General features: G+C 41.8%; 21 protein-coding genes. 17 read left to right on the top strand and 4 right to left on the bottom strand.

Translation table 11 applies throughout. The features are described 5' to 3' along the window. Positions 1–88 precede the first annotated feature (88 nt). Positions 89–1,300, bottom strand: coding sequence for an ROK family protein (locus tag AC4IFO_RS18885; RefSeq protein ID WP_490736726.1), 1,212 nt, complete (start codon positions 1,298–1,300; stop codon positions 89–91). Positions 1,301–1,396: 96 nt separating this feature from the next. Further along, positions 1,397–2,302 carry a LysR family transcriptional regulator gene (locus AC4IFO_RS18880; RefSeq protein ID WP_490736724.1) on the bottom strand — a complete coding sequence of 302 codons (906 nt, stop codon included), beginning with the start codon at positions 2,300–2,302 and terminating at the stop codon, positions 1,397–1,399. A 114-nt stretch (positions 2,303–2,416) separates the two neighbouring features. Here AC4IFO_RS18880 and AC4IFO_RS18875 point away from each other — a divergent pair, with 114 nt between their 5' ends. From AC4IFO_RS18875 to tus, 3 genes are all read left to right on the top strand, one after another. Then, a complete protein-coding gene (locus AC4IFO_RS18875; protein WP_490736722.1) occupies positions 2,417–3,688 on the top strand; it encodes an MFS transporter in 1,272 nt (423 codons plus the stop codon). 82 nt (positions 3,689–3,770) lie between these two features. Further along, the gene (locus tag AC4IFO_RS18870) at positions 3,771–4,349 is read left to right on the top strand and encodes a lytic polysaccharide monooxygenase (protein WP_490736720.1); all 579 of its coding nucleotides are present in this window, start codon (positions 3,771–3,773) and stop codon (positions 4,347–4,349) included. A 115-nt stretch (positions 4,350–4,464) separates the two neighbouring features. After that, positions 4,465–5,373 carry a DNA replication terminus site-binding protein gene (tus, locus tag AC4IFO_RS18865; RefSeq protein WP_490736718.1) on the top strand — a complete coding sequence of 303 codons (909 nt, stop codon included), beginning with the start codon at positions 4,465–4,467 and terminating at the stop codon, positions 5,371–5,373. Positions 5,374–5,429: 56 nt separating this feature from the next. Here the strand turns inward: tus and fumC are convergent, their stop codons facing one another. Beyond that, entirely contained in the window at positions 5,430–6,827 is a 1,398-nt protein-coding gene (gene fumC, locus AC4IFO_RS18860; protein WP_490736716.1) for a class II fumarate hydratase, read from the bottom strand. Positions 6,828–7,006: 179 nt separating this feature from the next. On the opposite strand from fumC, the gene manA reads away from it, so the two are divergent. From manA to add, 3 genes are all read left to right on the top strand, one after another. Continuing rightward, positions 7,007–8,182, top strand: coding sequence for a mannose-6-phosphate isomerase (gene manA, locus AC4IFO_RS18855; protein ID WP_490736714.1), 1,176 nt, complete (start codon positions 7,007–7,009; stop codon positions 8,180–8,182). 106 nt (positions 8,183–8,288) lie between these two features. After that, a complete protein-coding gene (locus tag AC4IFO_RS18850) occupies positions 8,289–9,935 on the top strand; it encodes a YdgA family protein (protein ID WP_490736712.1) in 1,647 nt (548 codons plus the stop codon). Between the two features lie 192 nt (positions 9,936–10,127). After that, a complete protein-coding gene (add, locus tag AC4IFO_RS18845; protein WP_490736710.1) occupies positions 10,128–11,129 on the top strand; it encodes an adenosine deaminase in 1,002 nt (333 codons plus the stop codon). Positions 11,130–11,370: 241 nt separating this feature from the next. Here add and AC4IFO_RS18840 read toward each other — a convergent pair whose 3' ends face one another. Next, on the bottom strand, positions 11,371–12,345 hold the full coding sequence (locus AC4IFO_RS18840; protein WP_490736744.1) for a bile acid:sodium symporter family protein: 975 nt from the start codon (positions 12,343–12,345) through the stop codon (positions 11,371–11,373). A gap of 393 nt (positions 12,346–12,738) precedes the next feature. Between AC4IFO_RS18840 and AC4IFO_RS18835 the strand changes: the two genes are divergently transcribed. The 11 genes from AC4IFO_RS18835 (at position 12,739) to AC4IFO_RS18785 (ending at position 22,862) form a co-directional block, all read left to right on the top strand. Beyond that, the gene (locus AC4IFO_RS18835; RefSeq protein WP_490736708.1) at positions 12,739–13,179 is read left to right on the top strand and encodes a DUF2569 domain-containing protein; all 441 of its coding nucleotides are present in this window, start codon (positions 12,739–12,741) and stop codon (positions 13,177–13,179) included. Between the two features lie 88 nt (positions 13,180–13,267). Then, positions 13,268–13,849 (top strand): electron transport complex subunit RsxA, encoded by a 582-nt coding sequence (gene rsxA / locus AC4IFO_RS18830; RefSeq protein ID WP_490736706.1) that lies wholly within the window; start codon positions 13,268–13,270, stop codon positions 13,847–13,849. Then, on the top strand, positions 13,849–14,463 hold the full coding sequence (gene rsxB, locus AC4IFO_RS18825; protein ID WP_273804840.1) for an electron transport complex subunit RsxB: 615 nt from the start codon (positions 13,849–13,851) through the stop codon (positions 14,461–14,463). Before rsxA ends, rsxB begins: the two co-directional genes overlap by 1 nt. After that, complete coding sequence (rsxC, locus tag AC4IFO_RS18820; protein WP_490736704.1) at positions 14,456–16,774, top strand: electron transport complex subunit RsxC; 2,319 nt, start codon at positions 14,456–14,458, stop codon at positions 16,772–16,774. Before rsxB ends, rsxC begins: the two co-directional genes overlap by 8 nt. Positions 16,775–16,785: 11 nt before the next feature. After that, a complete protein-coding gene (gene rsxD / locus AC4IFO_RS18815) occupies positions 16,786–17,865 on the top strand; it encodes an electron transport complex subunit RsxD (RefSeq protein WP_490736702.1) in 1,080 nt (359 codons plus the stop codon). Positions 17,866–17,874: 9 nt separating this feature from the next. Beyond that, the gene (gene rsxG / locus AC4IFO_RS18810) at positions 17,875–18,504 is read left to right on the top strand and encodes an electron transport complex subunit RsxG (RefSeq protein WP_490736700.1); all 630 of its coding nucleotides are present in this window, start codon (positions 17,875–17,877) and stop codon (positions 18,502–18,504) included. Further along, positions 18,504–19,217, top strand: coding sequence for an electron transport complex subunit E (locus tag AC4IFO_RS18805; RefSeq protein WP_490736698.1), 714 nt, complete (start codon positions 18,504–18,506; stop codon positions 19,215–19,217). The genes rsxG and AC4IFO_RS18805 overlap by 1 nt, the downstream gene beginning before the upstream one ends. Positions 19,218–19,237: 20 nt before the next feature. Next, a complete protein-coding gene (nth, locus tag AC4IFO_RS18800) occupies positions 19,238–19,879 on the top strand; it encodes an endonuclease III (RefSeq protein WP_219247821.1) in 642 nt (213 codons plus the stop codon). Between the two features lie 132 nt (positions 19,880–20,011). Next, on the top strand, positions 20,012–21,955 hold the full coding sequence (locus tag AC4IFO_RS18795) for an exoribonuclease II (protein ID WP_490736696.1): 1,944 nt from the start codon (positions 20,012–20,014) through the stop codon (positions 21,953–21,955). Positions 21,956–22,155: 200 nt separating this feature from the next. After that, positions 22,156–22,374 (top strand): osmotically-inducible lipoprotein OsmB, encoded by a 219-nt coding sequence (gene osmB, locus AC4IFO_RS18790; RefSeq protein ID WP_472533844.1) that lies wholly within the window; start codon positions 22,156–22,158, stop codon positions 22,372–22,374. 155 nt (positions 22,375–22,529) lie between these two features. Next, positions 22,530–22,862, top strand: coding sequence for a type II toxin-antitoxin system RelE/ParE family toxin (locus tag AC4IFO_RS18785; protein ID WP_490736693.1), 333 nt, complete (start codon positions 22,530–22,532; stop codon positions 22,860–22,862).

Genomic DNA, 22,862 nt, shown 5'->3' with positions numbered 1-22,862 from the left:
ATATGGATTCAGTTTATGGGAATGGGAAAGTGATAAGTTTGCGTTAGCTCAATTTTGTGGTCGATAGTCAAAAGTTTATCGAATTGTTTTAACCTTGTAGCAATTGTAGCAATAGTGAACCATCATACAAAGCACGCTGAATTAATGTAGATTCACTCTCTACTATGGAAAAATTAGATTTTTCTATCAATAAATTAGCACTATACAGAGGAGATGCATTTTGTTGTATGTACTGATGTAACTGTTCAAATAATACCGTTGATGCAACATTTAAAGGTGAATTAATAAGGATTAATTCTGTACCAAGCAAATTCATCATAAGTGCCAATGGCTTTGCGAGTTGTTTTGCGACATCTTCCATTAGATAAACACAAAGGTCATCGCCCAATATTGCGCCAGCGCAAATTTTATCAATTGAAATTTCACTTTGGTGTAAAACGGTATTCGCGTAGTTATCGAGTAAAATATTAGCTTTTTGTTCGATAGCCGAAATAGAAACTTCCCTTTCTAAGCAGCCTTTGCCACCACAATAACACGTAACTTGGTAGGACTCATCAGATTGACTGTGCCCAAAAAGAAGAGGCTTTCGCGTGTTCGCATCTAAGGTTGACCCTTGGTTGAGGACAGTTACATTAACAACATCATGGAGTTGCAGGTAAATAATATTTTTTACCTGCCGTTTGGCGGAGAACGCGAAATGATCCATTAGCGCTAATGCATCTACTGTTGGGTGCAAGTAAACGGGTAACCCTGTTTGCTTCGTGAGGTGTTCAGAAATTGGCAGTGCTTTGATATCAAACCCCGCTAATTGGTGGATGGTGCCTTGGTACGGGTCTAAAATCCCTTCAGCTAAAATACTGATGGCGGTAAGTCGTTCAATTAAAGGTTGATGATCGGCAAAAAACTGGCTGATGAGCTCAAGTAACGCATGAATAAAAGCATCGTTACCCTTTACATCAAAAGGGTATTGGTTTTGAGCTAACGTCGTGCCGTTGATTTCCTTCAATGAAACAGTGATTTTACGTGGCTCAATAACCATTGAAAGAAATTGCCACCCTTCACTCTCAATCACCAGCCCCACAGCAGGACGCCCGCGTAACCCCAATACTGGGAATTCTAACTCTTTAATTAAATGAGCATCCATGAGCTCACGCGTGATTTTTGTAATGCTGGCAGGGGCGAGAGAGGCTTGCTTAGATAAGGCAATACGAGAGATAGGACCATGCTGATCAATAATTCGATACACGATACCCGTGTTTAATTGTTTAATTTGGTCAATATGGCCTGTTTGATTCAGCATGGTTATTGTTAAATCCTTTATAAAGCAATCAGTTATTATGCCTTATTATGTATATTAATGATTTCATATACATATTAATTGTGATGTTAGTCACGATTATTTACCCACAATATTGGAAATCAAAAGATGGGTGAGTTTTTTGGCCACCGCTGGCAACGTTCTACGGGTATTATAAACCAACCACACTTCAGATGATGCCTCAATATTAGTGAGTTTTACATACCTGACACCATCAACTTTCATGCGAGTGAATGACTCTGTAATAATCGAGATCCCCATTCCTGCGGAAACGAGGCCAAGTATTGTCATTGCTTCACCCGCCTCTTGGGAAATTTTTGGCACAATACCCGCAGAAGTCAATAAACGGTTAATTTCATCATAAAGAGCTGTACCAACTTCTCGTTCAAAAAAGATTAATGGGTAGTTTGCAAGCTGTTGAATATCAATGCCTTGCTTCTCATATTCGAGTAACGGATGCCCCTCATAAACAGCGACCATAAATGACTCTTTAAAGAGTAATTGGTAGTCAAGTTGCTCGGGCAAAATGGTATTTCGCATGATCCCCATATCAATTCGCCCCGTGATCAACGGCGCAATTTGCTGTTTCGTATTCATTTGGTGCATGTGTATTGATACTTCCGGGTAGGCTTCACGATATTGACGTAAACTCATCGTGACTTTATGCATAAATGGCGTAGTTGAAGTGAAACCAATTGAAAGTTCACCTAATTCACCTTTCTCCATTCGTGCTGCTTTTGTTGCCGCAGCGTCTACTTGAGAAAGTATCTGATAAGCTTCCTTTAAAAACATGTTACCTGCGGGGGTTAGCGCAACATTTCGATTATTTCGCTCTAATAATTTTGCATGTATATGTTCTTCAAGTGCTTGTATTTGCTGGCTTAAAGGTGGTTGGGAGATATGTAGGCGTTCTGCTGCTCGGCCAAAATGAAGCTCTTCCGCAACTGCAATAAAATAACGTAAATGTCTAAGTTCAATGTTCATTGGCTATTGATACTTTTAAAGTATTATTCGACATAATTAATATATTAGACAAAAAACATAGGAATTTCTATTCTTTGATCGAAATCAAACGAGTTGGTATGACAAGGAATACATATGGAACACTCATCTAATAGCCTAACTACTGAGCAACCTACTGAAAGGGAAAGAACCGACTCGGCAGTACATGTATCACCTAAAAAACATTATATTCAAAGAGATGATGCATTATATTTACGCGTAACACTTTCTTTTTTTACTGTAGGCTTTGCAACGTTTGCCTTGCTCTATTTTGTGCAGCCTATTTTGCCGTTGTTATCCGCTGATTTTAATGTTTCCCCTGCAACAGCCAGCCTGGCACTCTCATTAAGTACAGGGTTAATGGCTTTAGGCTTATTAATCACAGGGCCAATATCTGATGCGATTGGACGTAAAAACGTGATGGTAATCGCCTTAACCTGTGCGGCGTTATTTACATTATTAAGTTCAGTGATGCAAAGCTGGCAAGGCATTTTGATTGCTAGAGCCTTAGTTGGCTTGTCGTTAAGTGGTGTTGCGGCCGTTGCGATGACCTATTTAAGTGAAGAAATTCACCCAAGTTATGTGGCTCTTTCCATGGGACTTTATATCAGCGGTAACTCAATTGGTGGGATGAGTGGTCGCTTAATGACTGGGGTGGTTGCTGATTATTTTTCATGGCGTGTGGCTGTAGTGATTTTAGGTACTTTAGCGTTGATCGCAGCGATCGGTTTTTGGCGCTTATTACCCCCTTCACAGCACTTTCGTGCCAGTTCGTTAAAACCGAAAAACTTATGGGTTAATCTACATCTTCATTTTAGAGACAAGGGTTTACCTTGGTTATTTGTTGAAGGCTTCGTTCTGATGGGTGGCTTCGTCACAATGTACAACTATATTGGCTACCGTTTGTTAGAAGCCCCTTATAATTTTTCGCAATCTACCGTTGGATTTTTATCTATTATCTACTTAACAGGGACATACAGTGCAACGAAAACAGGTAGCCTAACCCAAAAATACGGTTTGGGTAATATTTTGATTGCCGCTATTGGCATGATGTTATTAGGTATTTTAGTGACACTGCATTCGAATGTGTGGGTTGTTTTATTGGGTATGACCTTACTAACAACCGGATTTTTCGCTGCACATTCTGTTGCAAGTAGCTGGGTTGGACGCAGAGCTAAACGAGCTCGCGGGCAGGCATCATCACTGTACTTATTCAGTTACTATGCAGGCTCAAGCATTGCAGGGACCGTTGGTGGCTTATTTTGGGCTTATTATGGTTGGAATGGTGTTGCTTTATTCATTGCAGGGATATTATTGGTTGGCGTTATTATTGCATACCGTCTAAAATCAGGCTGTTACGATCATTAGCTTAGACGCTGATAAAGGTTAAAATTTTCCTCACCTCGTTATTACTGGATGATATTACTTCTTTTAATAACGAGGAGTCCGTATGAAACAGATGTTGCTTGTCCCTATTCTATTCAGTTGTAGTTTCCTTGCTTGGTCTCATGGATATGTCGAATTTCCCGAAAGTCGTGCGTATTATTGTCAAAAAGGCGAAAATACCAATTGCGGCCCAGTGCAATATGAACCTCAATCTCTTGAAGGCCCTAAAGGTTTTCCTCAGGCAGGCCCAGCTGATGGTAAATTAGCAAGTGCGGGAATTGCTCGTTTTAGCCAACTTGACGAACAATCTGTAACTCGTTGGAAACGTTCAAAATTAGAGTATATCTCTATTGATTTTAGATGGAAAATAACAGCAAAACATAAGACAACAAAATGGGAATATTTTATTACTAAAAAAGATTGGAATCCAAACGCCCCCTTAACGCGTAACCAGTTTGAATCAACCCCTTTTTGTAAGGTTGACCAAGTAGGACCTGTGAATGATCAGGAAAGTCATAGCTGTCGTTTACCAGTGCTAAATCATGGGCCGCAAACTGTTTTAGCTGTTTGGACAATAGCAGACACACCAAATGCGTTCTATCAAGTAATTGATTTAAATATAGTTCTCACGCCTGTTAGTTAGAAATCATGTTAGAATAAGGGGAATAGCACTCCCCTTCCTTTTTTAGCCTCTTTTGTTTGTTTTAACTGGATGCGGATGTTATTCTAATTTAAACACATAGAATGTTGTAACTAATATGAATAAAAAACAGATATTACTAGAGTCATTTAACTTATTAGAGCTACAAATTAAACAACTTTCACACTTACTATCAGAACAAACCCACTATATTGCCCATGTTTTTACATTACCCGATACCGCTAAAGGTGACGAAAACAATGAGATAAGCGAAATTATTGTCGATAAGATTTCAGGAAAAGAAGCCATTGATAAAGTCATTACCCTACTCAATCTGTTATTTATTCACCATAAATCCGATGAGCTGAGTAATAAAACAGCAATTCGTTTACCGGGTGTTGTATGTATCCAAACAGATAATCAAGGCTACCAACAGTTTCATCAGTTAGTTACCGAAATAAATCAATTAAAGAGCACAATTAAAAATATTGTAACCCAGGTTGATGAAGCTCAGCGCTTTGATTTTATTCGTGAAAGTTTGCACGGCCTACTCACCCTCAATACTTATCGCACACTGACTGATTTAGTTGATATAGACACCTTGGGCTTTGGCTGGGCTAATAAAAAAGTGATCAATAAAATCACCAAAGAGGCTTTACTCGATAAATTACAATATAGTTTAGAGAGTGGCCGTTGCCCCGCGCATCTACCGAGAGAACATTGGCAGTTGCAGTTAAAAACAGAAATACAATTGATTGAGTCCCTTCCCCATGATGCCATTTTAAAAACACAGCGCCCGGTAAAAGTGCAGCCAATTGCGCGGGTTTGGGATAAAGCACAGCAAAAACAAACGCAATTTGCCTGTGCAACACCATTATTTGTTTTTGCCGTGGAGAAAACATTGGCAGAAATTAAGATTGGGGAGCTACCAGACTACCACGTGGACAATATTGCTTTACGTAATCGCCCTCGAGCGAAACCGGTTGAGTTATTGATCCCGCGATTAAACCTTTATATTGAGCGATAAAAAACACCCGCTGACTAATGCCACCGGGCGTTATAAATTTAATCTTAACGTTTAGTTTAAGATTTCATACTACCAACCATGTCCTCTGGACGAACCCAGTCATTAAACTGCTCTTCAGTTAAGTAGTTCAGTTTTAATGCAGACTCTTTCAGAGTTAGGCCTTCTTTATGTGCTTTTTTCGCAATTTCAGCGGCTTTATCATAACCAATGTGTGTATTTAGCGCGGTCACTAGCATCAATGATTCATGCAGTAATTTTTCAATGCGCTCACGGTTAGGCTCGATACCTACTGCACAGTGTTCGTTGAAACTGCGCATACCATCTGCTAATAAACGAACAGATTGCAGGAAGTTATCGATTAACATTGGGCGGAAAACGTTTAACTCAAAGTTACCAGAAGCGCCACCGATATTCACTGCTACATCGTTACCCATGACTTGAGCACACAGCATAGTTAATGCTTCACATTGTGTCGGGTTAACTTTACCTGGCATGATAGAACTACCCGGTTCGTTTTCTGGAATTGAAATTTCACCTATACCACAACGAGGACCAGAAGCTAACCATCTTACATCATTAGCGATTTTCATTAATGATGCCGCTAGACCTTTTAACGCACCGTGTGCATGAACTAAGCTATCACACGTTGCAAGTGCTTCGAATTTATTCGGTGCAGTAATAAATGGTTGCCCAGTTAATTCAGCGATTTTTTTCGCGACACGAACAGCATATTCCGGATGAGTATTCAACCCCGTACCGACCGCTGTACCGCCTAAAGCTAATTCACAGACATGAGGAACTGAATTTTCAATGTGCTTTTCACTGTGTGCTAACATCGCAGCCCACCCAGAAATTTCTTGGCCTAAAGTCAGCGGTGTTGCATCTTGTAAGTGGGTACGGCCAATTTTAACAATGTCTTTAAATTCTTTAGCTTTTGCATCTAAGGTTTTATGCAAAATTTTCAGTTCTGGGAGCAGATGTTCACGAATCGCTACAACAGCAGCGACGTGCATCGCAGTTGGGAAGACATCATTTGAGCTTTGGCTTTTGTTAACATCATCGTTTGGGTGAATAAGACGGTCATTACCTCTTTGACCACCTAAAATTTCACTTCCACGATTTGCTAACACTTCATTCATGTTCATGTTACTTTGTGTACCAGAACCCGTTTGCCAAATAGCCAGAGGGAATTCTGTTGGGTGTTTACCAGCTAATACTTCGTCAGCGGCAGCAATGATTGCATCGCCACGCTCTTTAGCCAGTAAACCCAAATCCATGTTAACACTTGCAGCGGCTTTTTTAGTAATCGCAAGCGCGTGGATAAGTGCAACAGGCATTTTTTCTACAGATATACGGAAATGTTCTAAAGAACGCTGCGTTTGCGCGCCCCACAATTGGTCAGCAGGTACTTCGATGGGTCCCATTGAGTCTTTTTCAATGCGAGTGGCTGCCATTACTATCTCCTTAGGTACATACACAGAATAATTGATTTTAGAATCATCTGCTTGCAGGTAAGCAAATAACCGAGCAGTATAATGCCACAAATTGAATTTCATTTATGAGACTTGGTCGAGCTTATTGTGTCCCGATGTTAAGGAAATGAGTTGATTTTTACAAAAAAGAGAATTTTGCTATGCTTAAAATGATAAACAAAGTCCAAAATTATGATTGGGGCAGTAAAACAGCCCTAACCCAACTCTATGGCGTACCAAATCCAGACCATTTACCAATGGCTGAGCTTTGGATGGGCGCACATCCCAAAGCAAGTTCAGACGTCGTTGATAGCCAAAACGGTCAAACAACGCCCTTAAATACGCTAATTGAAAGCAATCCAGAAGCCTATTTGGGCAAAAAGGTTGCTCAAGCCTATCACCGATTACCGTTCCTATTTAAAGTGCTTTGCGCTGCTCAACCTTTGTCAGTGCAAGTTCATCCCAATAAGGCGTATGCCGAAGTGGGATTTGCTAAAGAGAATGCAGCGGGTATTCCATTGGACTCCCCCATCCGTAATTACAAAGATGACAATCATAAGCCTGAGTTAATTTATGCGTTAACAGCATTTAAAGCTATGAATGCATTTCGACCACTAGGTGAAATTGCGGCTTTACTTGATTTTGTTTCTGCTGCTCATCCTGATATTCAGTTATTTGTACAGTCACCAACTGAAGAAAAACTTGCGCGATTATTTGCACAAATTCTTAATCTGGCAGGAGAACAAAAAGAGTTAGCACTAGGTGTATTAAAAGCAGCGTTAAATAGCCGCCAAGGAGAGCCTTGGGATTCAATAAAGCAGATGGTCAGTCTATATCCAGAAGATAATGGCTTATTCACCCCTCTTCTTTTAAATGTTATTGAACTCCAACCTGGCGAAGCTATGTTTTTGTACGCAAGAACACCACATGCCTATTTAGAAGGTGTTGGTTTAGAGGTAATGGCTAATTCGGATAATGTGTTACGTGCAGGTCTCACAAATAAACATATCGATATCCCTGAATTAATTGCCAATATCGATTTTAAGCCTACAGCTGCTCATAATTTGTTAAATACGCCCGAAAAATCTGGAAATATCTGGAAATATCATATTCCAGTAGAAGATTTTTCATTTAATATATATTCTATTAACCACTCGGGAGTTACCCTAACTAATGATACAGCCTCAATTTTATTCTGTATTGAAGGCGAGTTAGTTTTAAACTCAGGTGACAAAGAAATTAGCATTGATTCTGGTGAGTCTGTTTTTCTACCTGCGTATGAGGAAAGTGTTACCATTAAAGGTAATGGTAAACTAGCCCGAGTATTTAATCTTTAGTGTCATATTCTGTATTAACCGCCTTATGCAGGATTAAGGCGGTTATATAAAACTTATACAAATTTATAAGTGCGTTAAAAACGTGCTGAAAGGATGGATGTTTATAATGAAAAAGTCATTAGTCGCGGTTGGTGTTATCGTTGCTCTGGGCGCAGTGTGGACCGGTGCATCATGGTATACAGGTTCTAAAGTTAAAGATGAACTTGATAGAGTCATCCTGAAAACCAACGATTTTTTTGCTGTAAATGTACCTGAATCAGGTGTGAACTTTAAATTAGAAAACTACAAAAAAGGTGTTTTCTCTTCACAAGCAGATATCGTAATTACCTCTGCGGATTCAGCGACACCTGATGAGTCAATCGTATTTAAAGCGAACATCGACCATGGTCCATTCCCTATTTCACAGGTTGCTAAGTTTAATTTAATGCCTAAATTAGCTGCGACCCAAGTTGAATTAGCGAACAACGCGACAACTAAAGAATTATTTGAAGCAACCAAGGGTAAACCATTTATTCATGGTAATGCCGTTATTGGTTACAGCAAAAGCATTGACACTAACTTAGAGTTAATTCCTGTTGAATACACTAAAGATGATGCAACCGTTTCTTTCAGTGGCTCTAAGTTTGATGTTTCAACAACAGCTGATCTTGCTGCGGTTGATGCATCTTTAATTACTGATAGCTTAGTCATTGGTAAGAAAGATAAAACTGAAACCATGACATTAAAAGGCTTAAAACTCGTCTCTAATGTGACGAAATCTCAGTACGGTTTCTACACAGGTAAGCAAGAGTTTGTGATTGCTGACACTGACTTTAACATCCCTGATACCAAATTCTCATTTAAAGATTTCAAAATCTCAAGTGATACCTCTATTACTGGGGAAGATGTTAAAGGAAACATTTCTTACAGTATCGCAGACTTAAAAGCGTTAGAGCAAAACTTAGGCTCAGGTGCATTAACGGTTGCGATTGAAAAATTAGATGCAAAAGCATTAGGTAAATTTGTTGAGCAATACAACGAAGCATTAGCGCAAGGCTTAGCAAGTGGCGATCCGACAGAAGCTACTGAGCGTTTAGCTATGGAAATGATGTCTACGACATTGCCTGAGCTGATGAAAAGCAAGCCTGTTTTCTCTGTTAGCCCGTTCTACTGGAAAAATGATGCTGGCCAAAGTTCTGTTGACTTAAATATCACATTTAACAAATGGAACCAAGACGAAATCACTGCATTAGCTATGTCTAACAAAGTTGATGAAGCAATCAAACAACTGATTTCTTCTTTTGATTTCAACCTGAAACTGAACAAACCTATGTTGATTGAATCCATGACTCAAACCATGATCATCGACCAAGGTGTGCCAGTTGATGCTGATACGAAAAAAGAAATGAAAGGCATGGTCACGTCTGAGTTTGAAGGCGTACAGCAAATGTTAACGTCTGACATGTTCTCTTCCCCATTTGAAGAAATGTTCATGACTGACGAAGAACGCGCTGAAAAAGCAAAACAGAAAAAATCACCTTGGATGATTGATAGCGAAAATGATTTAACTATGACTATCAAGTTTGCAGGTAATGACCTGACATTCAACAACGATAAATACACCTTAGCTGAATTCTTGACTAAGATGAAAGTAATGTCTAACCCAGATGATGCTTTAGAGTATGAAGCTGAGCCAGCACCTGAGGCTGAACCAGCTCCAGAAATGGAAACTCCAGAATTAGCACCTGCTCCGCAAGAAGCGCCAGCTAATTAATTTCTAATATCTGAAAAGATTAAAAGCGCCAGTCAATTTGATTGGCGTTTTTTTTATCCCATGGAATTAACGTGATATTTATCACATTTTCAATGTAATAAATAAACACGTTTCACATTTTTCGTGATTTAAAATTGCTTTTGCCGCTATTACCGCCAAAATAAGGAAAGAAAATAGAAAAAGGATCATTCCGTGATAAAAACAAATCTCCCTTTAACCGACTTACATCGCCACCTTGATGGTAATATCCGTCCAGAAACCATCCTTTCCTTAGCGAAAGAACACAATATTCAGTTACCTGCCACTGAACTTGAAGCACTTCGGCCTCACGTGCAAATTATAGGTCAAGAAGCTGACTTAGTTGGTTTCTTAACAAAATTAGATTGGGGTGTGGCTGTTCTTGCTGATTTAGATGCGTGTCGTCGCGTTGCGTTTGAAAACGTAGAAGACGCCTTCAATGCAGGTATCGATTACGCAGAATTACGCTTTTCACCTTATTACATGGCCATGAAGCACCAGTTGCCAGTTGAAGGTGTAGTGGAAGCGATTATTGATGGTGTGCAAGCGGGTTGTCGCCAGTATGATATTAAAATTAATCTCATTGGTATCTTGAGCCGTACATTTGGGCAAAAGGCCTGTACTACTGAGTTGCAAGGCTTACTTGCACATCGTAATCAGTTATGTGCTTTAGATCTTGCAGGCGATGAGTTAGGTTTCCCTGGTGCACTATTTGAAGAACATTTTATCAAAGCTCGTGATACGGGGTTAAATATTACGGTGCATGCAGGTGAAGCCGCGGGTGCTGCCAGTATCTGGCATGCAATCAAAGAATTAGGTGCACAACGTATTGGTCATGGAGTAAAAGCCATTGAAGACCCTGCTCTAATTGAATATTTAGTACAGCACCAAATTGGTATGGAAAGCTGTTTAACGTCGAATATCCAAACGAGTACCGTGCCTTCATTAGCACAGCACCCTCTCAAAACCTTTTTACAACACGGTGTTTTAGCATCGATTAATACTGATGACCCTGCCGTACAAGGTATTGAGCTGCGCCATGAATATGAAGTTGCAGCGCCGCAAGCTGGTTTAACAGCAGCCCAGATTGAACAAGCTCAACGCAACGGATTAACAATGGCATTTTTATCTGATAGCGAAAAAGCAGCTTTAACACAAAAAGCCGCTAACCGTTAATCAGTAAAAAATAATGATTTGGGCATCGAATGATGCCTTTTCTTTGAGTTCTTCCTTCAATACCATTCACACTTTGCTCCACTTCACCCTATTAAGCCATTAAATATCTATTTCGATGCTAAAGTAGGTTATTGAATAAAACATATAGTATGTTGTAACTAAACTCATCAAAAAGATAAAAAGAATAAATATAGGTAAACAGCTTAAATAAACGTCTTATTCAAGCTGTTTTTTACAACATTTACTTTGTTAAACGTTTTGCATAACGCTGGGCTAATACCGCGCTCACCATTAATTGGACTTGGTGGAATATCATCAACGGCAGCAAAATTACCCCTACCGTTGCCGCTGGGAATAATACATTAGCCATCGGAACACCATTTGCCAAACTCTTTTTCGACCCACAGAAAACAATCGTAATCTCATCTTCTTTGCTAAAGCCAAATAAACGCGCCGCTAACGTATTCACCACTATGACAATAAATAAAATAATGCATGTCACAACAACAATCATCAACAGCGAGTATGCATCAATTTTCTGCCAAATTCCCTCGACTACAGCTTCACTAAATGCCACATAAACGACGAGTAATATCGAAGATCGGTCAGTCATATTCACTAACTTACGATGGCGATTAATCCAATTAGCAATTAATGGACGTGATAAATGCCCTACAACGAATGGCAACATTAACTGCATGAGAATAGAGCCAATAGCATTGAGTGTGTCCATTGCTTGGCTACCATCTGCATCCATCAAAAGCCCAACTAAGATAGGTGAAAGGAAAACGCCTAAAATACTTGATGCGGAAGCACTGCAAATTGCCGCGGCAATATTCCCACCGGCGACGGAAGTGAACGCAATAGCAGATTGAACCGTTGCGGGTAATGCGCACAAGTAAAGGAAGCCCATATAAACCGTCGGTGACATCCATGCAGGCACAATAACGGCTAAACCGAGACCAATAATGGGGAACAAAATAAACGTACTTGCAAATACAAGTAGATGTAAGCGCCAGTGCCCTATCCCTGCCATGATTGATTCACGCGATAATTTAGCACCATGCATAAAGAACAATAATGCTATCGCCGCAGTAGTGAGGTATTGGAAGCCTGTTTTAATATCACCTTCACAAGGAAATAGGCTTGCCACAATCACAACACAAATCATGATCAGTAAAAAAGGGTCAATTCTCAGTTTTGCCAGTAAGTTCATTTGCTTGTCCATAACAAAAGCCAGCGTTTTAGTTGGCCTTAAAATCGGTTTTAGCCTTAAAAGATAGCCGTAATAATTCATTTTTCAATGGAAAAAATCTCAGCATCCCAGAATCCATAAAAGTGACAGCGTCACATGCCTTTGGCAGCGTAACAACGTCAATTTAGTAAGTTCGGGATAAAAACGCATTTGCAATATAAAACAGCCATCTTTAATGAAGATCCTCACTAGATCTTTAAAGATCATGAGCTCATCATCATTATGCCGAGTTTTTTTAATCACTGCGGATATTAATAAACATCGAAAAGTAGCATTAGAAGGAATGAGTTGGCAAATAAATCTATGATAGAATTGTGAAATCTATTGCGATTGGCTAAAAATGGATAATTATTTATGAGTTCAGTTTATGACGCTAACCGCCTGACGGGTTGGCTTTTGGTTCCTGCAATCTACTTGCTGCTAACCTTCTTAGCGGTTTGTAGCATGACGGTAATGTATTGCATCAAGCTGTATGAAATCATTACCACAGTCGATGGTTGGACAAGTTTTATTCCTGCCGCGTGGTCTTTGTCATTTGCCATCTCGATTGGTATGACAATCTTTAGTGTTCATGTGCTTCAGCTAATGTTTTCTCGTTCAAAGCACTTCCCCCGCCGTTTCACGATTTGGCTGCTTATCTTATTGTTATTAGGCCTGAAAACATTTGCCTTTTCACCGATTGATGACAACACTGCTCTGCAAGTCCTTGCTTGGCCCCTATTAGGTGCAGGCTTCTTTGTCCCTTATTTAAAACGTTCTCAACGAGTTAAAATGACTTTCACACAAGATCGATAAGCATCACAAAAATTGCTTGATATCATAATGGCAGTTTAACTGGCTTCGGCCAGTTTTTGTTCTTTATATTTTCATTTCAGGCAATAGCATGACTGATTATCTATTACTCTTTATTGGTACGGTGCTGGTTAACAACTTCGTCCTTGTTAAATTCCTCGGGTTATGCCCATTTATGGGTGTATCAAAAAAACTTGAACCTGCCATTGGTATGGGGCTTGCAACTGCGTTTGTTATGACGCTGGCTTCCATAAGTTCATGGTTAATTGATACGTTAATTCTTATTCCTCTTGACCTTCTCTATTTGCGCACGCTGAGCTTTATCCTTGCGATTGCTGTTGTGGTGCAATTTACAGAAATGGTTGTGCGAAAAACAAGCCCTACCTTATACCGGTTATTAGGTATTTTCTTACCCTTGATCACAACAAACTGCGCGGTTTTAGGTGTCGCACTGTTAAACATCAATATGTCCCATAGCTTCTTGCAATCTGCGGTGTATGGGTTTGGTGCTTCAGTGGGCTTCTCTCTTGTTATGGTCTTGTTTGCCGCTATCCGTGAGCGACTTGCTGTTGCCAATGTCCCTGCCCCATTCCGTGGTTCTTCCATTGGCCTGATCACTGCAGGGCTGATGTCCCTTGCATTCATGGGCTTTAGTGGTTTGGTGAAATTCTAATGATGTCTGTCTGGATTGCCATCGGTATATTAGCTGTATTTGGCTTAATTTTTGGCCTAATTTTAGGCTATGCCTCATTACGTTTTAAAGTGGAAGCCGACCCGATTGTCGAGCAAGTTGAAGCGATTTTGCCTCAGAGCCAATGTGGCCAATGTAGCTACCCTGGTTGCCGCCCTTACGCTGAAGCGGTGGCGAATAATGGTGAAATGATCAACAAGTGCGCCCCTGGTGGCGAGCAAGTTATGCTAAAAATAGCAGAATTGCTGAATGTCGACCCGCAACCTATTGACGGTGATGAGGCCGCGCAGAACCCTGTTCGTAAAGTTGCCATTATTGATGAAGAAAATTGCATCGGTTGCACAAAATGCATCCAAGCTTGTCCTGTTGATGCCATTGTTGGTGCCACTCGAGCCATGCATACCGTAATTGAAGATTTATGTACCGGGTGCGATTTGTGTGTCGCGCCCTGCCCAACTGACTGTATTGAACTTGTGCCCGTGAAAACAACGACTGCAAACTGGAAGTGGGACTTAAATACCATTCCTGTGAAGAATATTTCGGTTGACCCTATTGAACAACCTGTGATGCCAGCGAGGGAGAACTCCCATGCGTAAATTATTCAACTGGTTGAAAAAAGACAATATCTGGGATTTTGACGGCGGTATTCACCCGCCTGAAATGAAGTTGCAATCCAGCCGTACTCCTATGCGCGTTGCAACAGTACCTAATGAGCTGATTATCCCGTTGCAACAGCATTTAGGCCCGGAAGGCGAGCTTATTGTGCAAGTGGGTGATACCGTACTTAAAGGCCAGCCGTTAACACGTGGCCTTGGCCGCACAGTACCTGTTCACGCGTCAACGTCAGGAACAATTACCTCAATTGAACCCATGGTGACAGCGCACCCTTCTGGCTTAAAAGAATTATGTGTACGCATTGAATCTGATGGCCAAGACGCTTGGTGCCCATTAACACCAGTTCCAGATTACCAACAGTTAACCAAAGCAGAATTACTGCATAAAATTGAGCAAGCTGGGATTGCTGGCTTAGGCGGCGCAGGCTTCCCGACGGCATCTAAATTAGCCGGCGGTAAAGATGCAATTAAAACATTAATTATCAACGCTGCTGAATGCGAACCTTATATCACCGCCGATGATAGGTTAATGCAAGAGCATGCCCAAGAGGTGATTGAAGGCTGCCGCGTCTTACAACACTTATTAAATCCAGACCAAGTATTGATTGGTATTGAAGATAATAAACCAGAAGCTATCCAAGCTCTGAATAAGGCCATTACAAGACAAGATGACAAAATTTTTGTTCGCGTGATCCCCACTAAATACCCTTCAGGGGGCGCTAAGCAGTTAACAAAAATTTTAACGGGTAAAGAAGTGCCATCTGGCGCTCGTTCATCCCAAATTGGGGTATTGATGCAAAACGTGGGGACAGTTGTCGCCATTAAACGGGCTGTGATTGATGGTCAGCCATTGATTGAGCGTGTTGTGACAGTAACAGGTGAAGCAATTTCCCAACCGGGTAATTTCTGGGCGCGTTTAGGTACGCCAGTGAAACACTTACTGCAACAGTCGGGATTTAACCCTGAACCGGAACAAATGGTGATCATGGGTGGCCCACTGATGGGCTTTACCCTACCCGACCTCAATGTCCCCGTAGTCAAAATTTGTAACTGCCTTTTAGTGCCAACAATGGAAGAAATGGGGCCAACAGCCCTTGAAGAAGCCTGTATCCGTTGTGGATTATGTGTTGATGCCTGCCCTGCGGCTTTATTACCTCAACAACTATACTGGTTCAGCAAAGGTGATGAGCATGAAAAAGCGCAAAAACACAATTTATTTGATTGCATCGAGTGTGGTGCTTGCGCTTATGTTTGCCCAAGCAATATTCCACTAGTCCAATACTATCGCCAAGAAAAAGCAGAAATTCGCGAGATCGCACAAGAAGAACGCCGTGCGGCAGAAGCAAAATTACGCTTTGAGGCGAAACAACAGCGGATGGAGCGAGATAAACTTGCTCGCGAAGAACGCCATAAAAAAGCAGCCGTTCAAGTTGAAAGCGCAGATAAAGACGCAGTAAATGCGGCATTGGCGCGAGTGAAAGCAAAACAAACAGCCAGCCAAGAACCAATCAAAATTGTTTCAGGCGAATTGCCAGATAACAGCGCAGTTATTGCAGCCCGTGAAGCGCGAAAAGCACAAGCTCGAGCCAAACAAGCTGAAAAACAGGCTAATGAGCAAGTTAATGTTCCTGTTAGTGAACCTGATGTTGACCCACGCCAAGCGGCCGTTGCGGCGGCAATAGCGCGTGCAAAAGCCAAAAAAGCGGCACAGGCGCAAACTGAGCCTGCGGTTGAAGCGCAAGTTGAAACCGACGTCGACCCACGTAAAGCGGCTGTAGCGGCTGCCATTGCCCGTGCGAAAGCCAAAAAAGCAGCGCAGGAGCAAACTGAGCCTGTGGTTGAAGCTCCAGTTGAAACCGACGTTGACCCGCGCAAAGCCGCTGTAGCGGCTGCCATTGCCCGTGCGAAAGCCAAAAAAGCGGCACAGGCGCAAACTGAGCCTGCGGTTGAAGCACAAGTTGAAACCGACGTCGACCCGCGCAAAGCGGCTGTAGCGGCGGCAATAGCGCGTGCAAAAGCCAAAAAAGCGGCACAGGCGCAAACTGAGCCTGCGGTTGAAGCTCCAGTTGAAACCGACGTCGACCCACGTAAAGCGGCTGTAGCGGCTGCCATTGCCCGTGCGAAAGCCAAAAAAGCGGCGCAGGCACAAGCGGCAGTTGATGAATTATCGCCTGCGGCTGACCAACCCATTGAGGAAGAGACCGACCCTCGCAAAATTGCAGTTGCTGCTGCGATTGCCCGCGTCAAAGCGAAACAAGCTGAAAAGCACAATGAACAAACGATAACAGAGTAAGTGATAACGAAATGAAATTTAGGCCAATTGATGCGAAAAATCGCCGACTAAAAATTGCAAGCGCACCATTTACTCATAATAACCAAAGCACCAGCTTAGTAATGTTTTGGGTACTTCTTGCTGCCATTCCAGGAATTGCGGCACAAATTTACTTTTTTGGTATCGGTACGCTCTATCAAATTGTTTTAGCTATGCTCACAGCGCTTGTCACTGAAGCTGTTTCCATACGCTTACGCAAGCAGCCTGTTGTTCCTGTTCTTAAAGATAATTCTGCCATTGTCACGGCTCTATTACTTGGGATCAGCCTACCGCCGTTATCACCTTGGTGGTTGATTGTATTAGGAACATTCTTTGCAATTACCATTGCCAAGCAATGTTATGGTGGATTGGGACAAAACCCATTCAACCCAGCTATGGTTGGCTACGTTGTATTATTGATATCATTCCCTGTGCATATGACCAACTGGCTACCCCCGCAAGAATTGCAAAATATGCATATCTCCGCCATAGATAGCTTGTCAGTAATCTTCAGTGGGCACACCTCTTCGGGGGTAACGCTTGATCAGTTGCGAACAGGCATAGATGGCATGAGCCAAGCCACGCCTCTGGATAGCTTTAAGACGGGCTTGCTAACACACCCTATCTCTGATGTATTGCAACAACCTATCTTGCAAGGCTCATTAGCGGGTATTGGCTGGCAGTGGGTAAATATTGCGTATCTTATTGGTGGTTTGATCATGATTAACCGCCGCATTATTAGTTGGCATATTCCGCTATCATTCTTAGGTACACTGGCTGTTTTCGCAGTAATCAGTTATCTGATTGATGATAGCCGTTATGCGCCTCCGTTGGTTCATTTATTATCAGGTGCCACCATGTTAGGTGCGTTTTTTATCGCAACCGACCCGGTTACTGCCTCAACAACACCAAAAGGACGGATTATTTTTGGTGTGATTATTGGTTTCTTAGTGTGGGTGATCCGCGTCTATGGCGGGTATCCTGATGCCGTTGCCTTCGCTGTATTGCTGGCCAACATCACCGTGCCGTTAATTGATTATTACACTCAACCGCGTGCCTACGGACATAAATAAGGAGCCAACATGTTAAATACAATGCGACGTCACGGAACAATCCTTGCCATATTTGCCGCAGGAACTACAGCCTTGAGTGCAGCGGTCTATACTTTAACGAAAGACATTATTGCTGAGCAAGCCGCTATCGTTCAGAAGAAACTGCTCGATCAAGTCGTCCCCAGTGACCTCTATGATAATGACTTAACGAAAGAATGTTATCTCGTCACAAATGAAGCGATATTAGGCAATAAACAGCCGAGGCGTTTGTACATTGCCCGTAAAAATGGTGAGCCTGTTGCCGCAGCGCTAGAAACCACAGCATTGGATGGCTATTCAGGCGCAATTCACTTGTTGGTAGGTGCCGATTTTAACGGTACCGTTTTAGGTGTCCGAGTCACTGAACACCATGAAACGCCGGGGCTTGGCGATAAAATTGAAACGCGTATTTCTGATTGGATCACCCATTTAAGTGGAAAGAAAATCGAATCGCCAAATGACCCCAAATGGGCAGTCAAAAAAGATGGGGGTGAATTCGACCAATTCACCGGTGCCACCATCACACCAAGAGCAGTGGTCAATGCCACAAAACGAACTGCGGTCTTCATGCAAACTGTTCCGCAAGAATTAGCAATTTACCCAACTTGTGGGGAAGAATAATGAGTGAGTCTAAAGATTTATTAGTTCAAGGGTTATGGAAAAATAACTCTGCTTTGGTACAGCTATTAGGGCTTTGTCCACTATTAGCGGTTTCATCAACAGCAACCAATGCACTTGGGCTTGGCCTTGCAACAACACTGGTATTAATATGTACAAACGTTGCTGTTTCTGCCCTGCGCCGTTGGGTGCCCTCTGAAATTCGTATCCCAATCTATGTGATGATCATTGCCTCGGTGGTGAGTGCTGTACAGATGTTAATCAATGCTTATGCCTTTGGTTTATATGAATCACTGGGGATTTTTATTCCGTTGATTGTGACGAACTGTATTGTTATTGGCCGTGCAGAAGCTTATGCATCCCGTAATCCCGTCTCATTATCTGCAATTGATGGCTTTGCGATGGGCTTAGGGGCAACGGCGACCTTGTTTGTTTTAGGGTCTATCCGTGAAATTTTAGGTAACGGCACCTTATTTGATGGGGCGGATTTACTGTTAGGCTCATGGGCAACCTCATTACGCATTGAAGTTATTCACCTTGATTCTCCATTTTTACTCGCTATGCTACCACCGGGTGCCTTTATTGGCCTTGCCCTATTGTTAGCAGCAAAATATTTAATTGATGAAAAAATGAAAAAAAGAGCGGCTTTGCAAGCCGATCATCAGCCCGTACGTGAATATGAAAAACAACAAGGTTGCGGCGGTCATCTTTCTTAATCTATAAATTAATGTGAGCAATGAACAAATCAAAACGTATTGAAATTTTAACTCGCCTTCGAGACGATAACCCGCACCCAACGACGGAGCTAGAATTTAGCTCCCCGTTTGAGCTATTGATCTCTGTGTTATTATCCGCCCAAGCGACGGATGTCAGTGTCAATAAAGCGACCGCTAAGCTTTATCCTGTGGCAAATACCCCAGAAACAATCATGGCGCTCGGTGTTGATGGCATTAAAGAATACATTAAAACCATTGGCCTATTTAATACCAAAGCCGAAAGTGTCTATAAAACCTGCAAAATACTGATTGAAAAGCATAATAGCCAAGTCCCCGAAAACCGTGAAGCCCTGGAAGCCCTTCCGGGAGTTGGTCGTAAAACCGCCAATGTCGTTCTTAATACGGCCTTTGGCTGGCCAACCATCGCCGTTGATACCCACATATTTCGCGTGTGCAACCGTACCAACTTTGCCCCAGGTAAAGACGTTGTGGCCGTCGAAGAAAAATTACTGAAAGTCGTCCCTGCTGAATTTAAAGTTGATTGCCATCACTGGTTTATTCTCCATGGGCGTTACACTTGTATCGCACGCAAGCCGCGCTGTGGCTCATGCATTATCGAAGATCTCTGTGAATTTAAAGACAAAGTTTACCCAGAAGATTAACGATATCGTGCTTTCTCTGACGAAAAAGATAGGTCATCGTGCTAATCATAAGCACAACGCATTTTTTCCTTGCTCTAAGACTTTGTCTTACGTAACAATAGAGCCAAACTCAAACTTAATAAAACGGTAAGTATGTTTCAAGACAACCCACTGCTCGCGCAACTTAAACAAACATTACATGCCCAAACACCTCGTGTTGAAGGGTTAGTAAAAAGCACTGAAAAAGGTTTTGGCTTTTTAGAAGTCGATGGCCAAAAAAGCTATTTTATTCCACCTCCGCAAATGAAAAAAGTGATGCACGGTGACCGTGTTATCGCTGCTGTTCATACGGATAAAGACCGTGAGTTTGCTGAGCCTGAAGAGCTAGTCGAGCCTTTTTTAGACAGATTTGTCGGTAAAATTCAGAAAAAAGAAAACGACAACCGCTTATTTGTTATCCCCGATCATCCTTTACTGAAAGACATGATTTTATGTCGCCCTGTTAATGGCATTACCCACGAATTTAAGCAAGATGATTGGGTCGTTGCTCAAATGCGCCGTCACCCTTTAAAAGGCGATAAAAGCTTTTACGCAGATATCACTGAATATATCACTGAAGGCGATGACCACTTTGCGCCATGGTGGGTAACGTTACGCCGTCACCAATTAGACCGTGATGAGCCGCAAATGGTTGAAAGTGAGCGAGATGATCAAGGCATTGAACGCGTTGATTTAACTGACTTACATTTTGTGACCATCGATAGCGCTAGCACTGAAGATATGGATGATGCGCTGTATGTTGAGAAAACCGCTGATGGCGACCTTAAATTATTTATCGCTATCGCAGACCCAACCAGCTATATCCAAGAAGGCAGTGAATTAGACAAACTGGCTCTTGCACGTTCTTATACTAACTATTTACCTGGTTTCAATATTCCAATGTTGCCGCGTCAATTGTCAGATGATTTATGTTCCTTGCGCCCAAATGAACGCCGCCCTGCTTTAGTGTGTGTGACGCAAATTCATGCAGATGGCAGCATTGATGACAATATTGAGTTCTTCAGTGCTTGGGTCGAGTCAAAAACCAAATTAGTGTATGACGAGGTCTCTGATTGGCTTGAAGAAACTGGCACTTGGCAACCGGCCAATGACGCCGATAAGCAACAAATTTTGCTATTAAAAGAAATGGCAGATAAACGCTTACACTGGCGTGAAACCAATGCATTAGTCTTTAAAGACCGCCCTGATTACCGCTTTGTGCTCGATGATAAAGGCAATGTCATTGATATCGTCTCAGAAAGTCGCCGCAGTTCTAACCGCATTGTTGAAGAAGCGATGATCACCGCTAACCTTTGTGCAGCCAGCGTGTTAAAAGAAAAATTAGGCTTTGGTGTTTTCAACGTGCATATGGGCTTTGAACCGCTGCAAATTGAGCAGGTTGTTCAAACTTTAAAAGATAATGGTATTGAAACCACCGCAGAATCGCTGTTATCGTTGGAAGGTTTCCGCCAACTGCGTCGTAAGCTTGATGCAGAGCCTACCCAATTCTTAGATAGCCGAATTCGTCGTTACCAAACCTTTGCGGAAGTTAAAGCCGATCCTGGCCCTCACTTTGGCCTTGGTTTTAACGCTTACGCAACCTGGACATCACCTATTCGTAAATACACCGATATCGTTAACCATCGGTTACTGAAATCCATTATTGCTGGCAAGCCTTCAACGGATAAGCCCACTGAAGAGCTTTCCATTAAATTGGCAGAGCGCCGCCGTGCAAACCGTATGGCTGAGCGTGATGTGGGTGATTGGCTCTATTCTCGCTACCTAAAACCATTTGAAGGTACTGACACAAAATTCCCAGCAGAAATCATTGATATTACCCGCGGTGGTATACGTGTTCGCTTAGTCGATAACGGGGCTGTAGCGTTTGTCCCTGCACCATTTATTCACAGTGTTCGTGATGAAATTCAATGTAGCCAAGAAACCGGCAGTGTTCTGGTTAAAGGCGAAAAAGTGTATCAACTCAATGATATTATTAATGTCACCATTGCGGAAGTTCGTATGGAAACACGTAATATCGTAGCTCGCCCAGCAGAATAATACTTTTTATGCTATCTTTAAAAGACCATAAGTGAACGCTTATGGTCTTTTCTTCGTTTGAGATCTAGTCTATAGCGATTAATTCGCATTTAACGTTAAATTTCATCCATTATTCGCTATTTTTTCCTGATTATTCTTATTCGTAAACTTACCTAACATGCTAATTTATGATTTGTTTAATACGTGTTAAGGATTAAAAAATGAATACTGTCAGCAAACGCATTTTATCATTTATGGTTATCGCAACTGTCGCTATTAGCGTGAGCGCATGTTCCAACATGTCTAAGCGCGATAAAAATACCGCCATTGGTGCAGGTGTCGGTGCTGTCGGAGGCGCTGTACTTACCGGGGGAAGCTCACTTGGTACGGTAGGCGGTGCTGCTATTGGTGGGATCATTGGTCACCAAGTTGGCAAATAACTCACAATAAACTCTCCCCACATTCTCTAAATAGCGCCATTCTTTTGGCGCTATTTTATTTTAAGTTACCTAAAACTAGTCTTATCAGAGATAATACTTGACCGCTAAAAGTGTACAAAGTACACTAATTAAATCTATTTTAGGGAGGGAGCCCGATGAGCCATGCTATTGAATTTATTGAAACCACTTTTTTCACCAAACAAATACAAACCATTGCCACAGCGGAAGAACTTAGAGCACTACAAAATCAACTCATTGCATGGCCAGACAAAGGCGACCTCATCCAAGGAACGGGTGGGCTACGCAAAATTAGAATGGCGGTGGGTAATCAAGGAAAAAGTGGCAGTGCAAGGGTCATTTATTTTTTAGCTACTAAAGAAATTATATATTTTATAATGGCTTATCCTAAAAGTGAAAAAGACACACTCACTGACAAAGAAAAAGCAGAATTAAAAAAACTCACAATAATACTTAAAGGAGAGGTATAA

Source organism: Providencia sp. UF-224, assembly GCF_058245955.1.
This window is presented reverse-complemented; position numbering and strand designations above follow the sequence as displayed.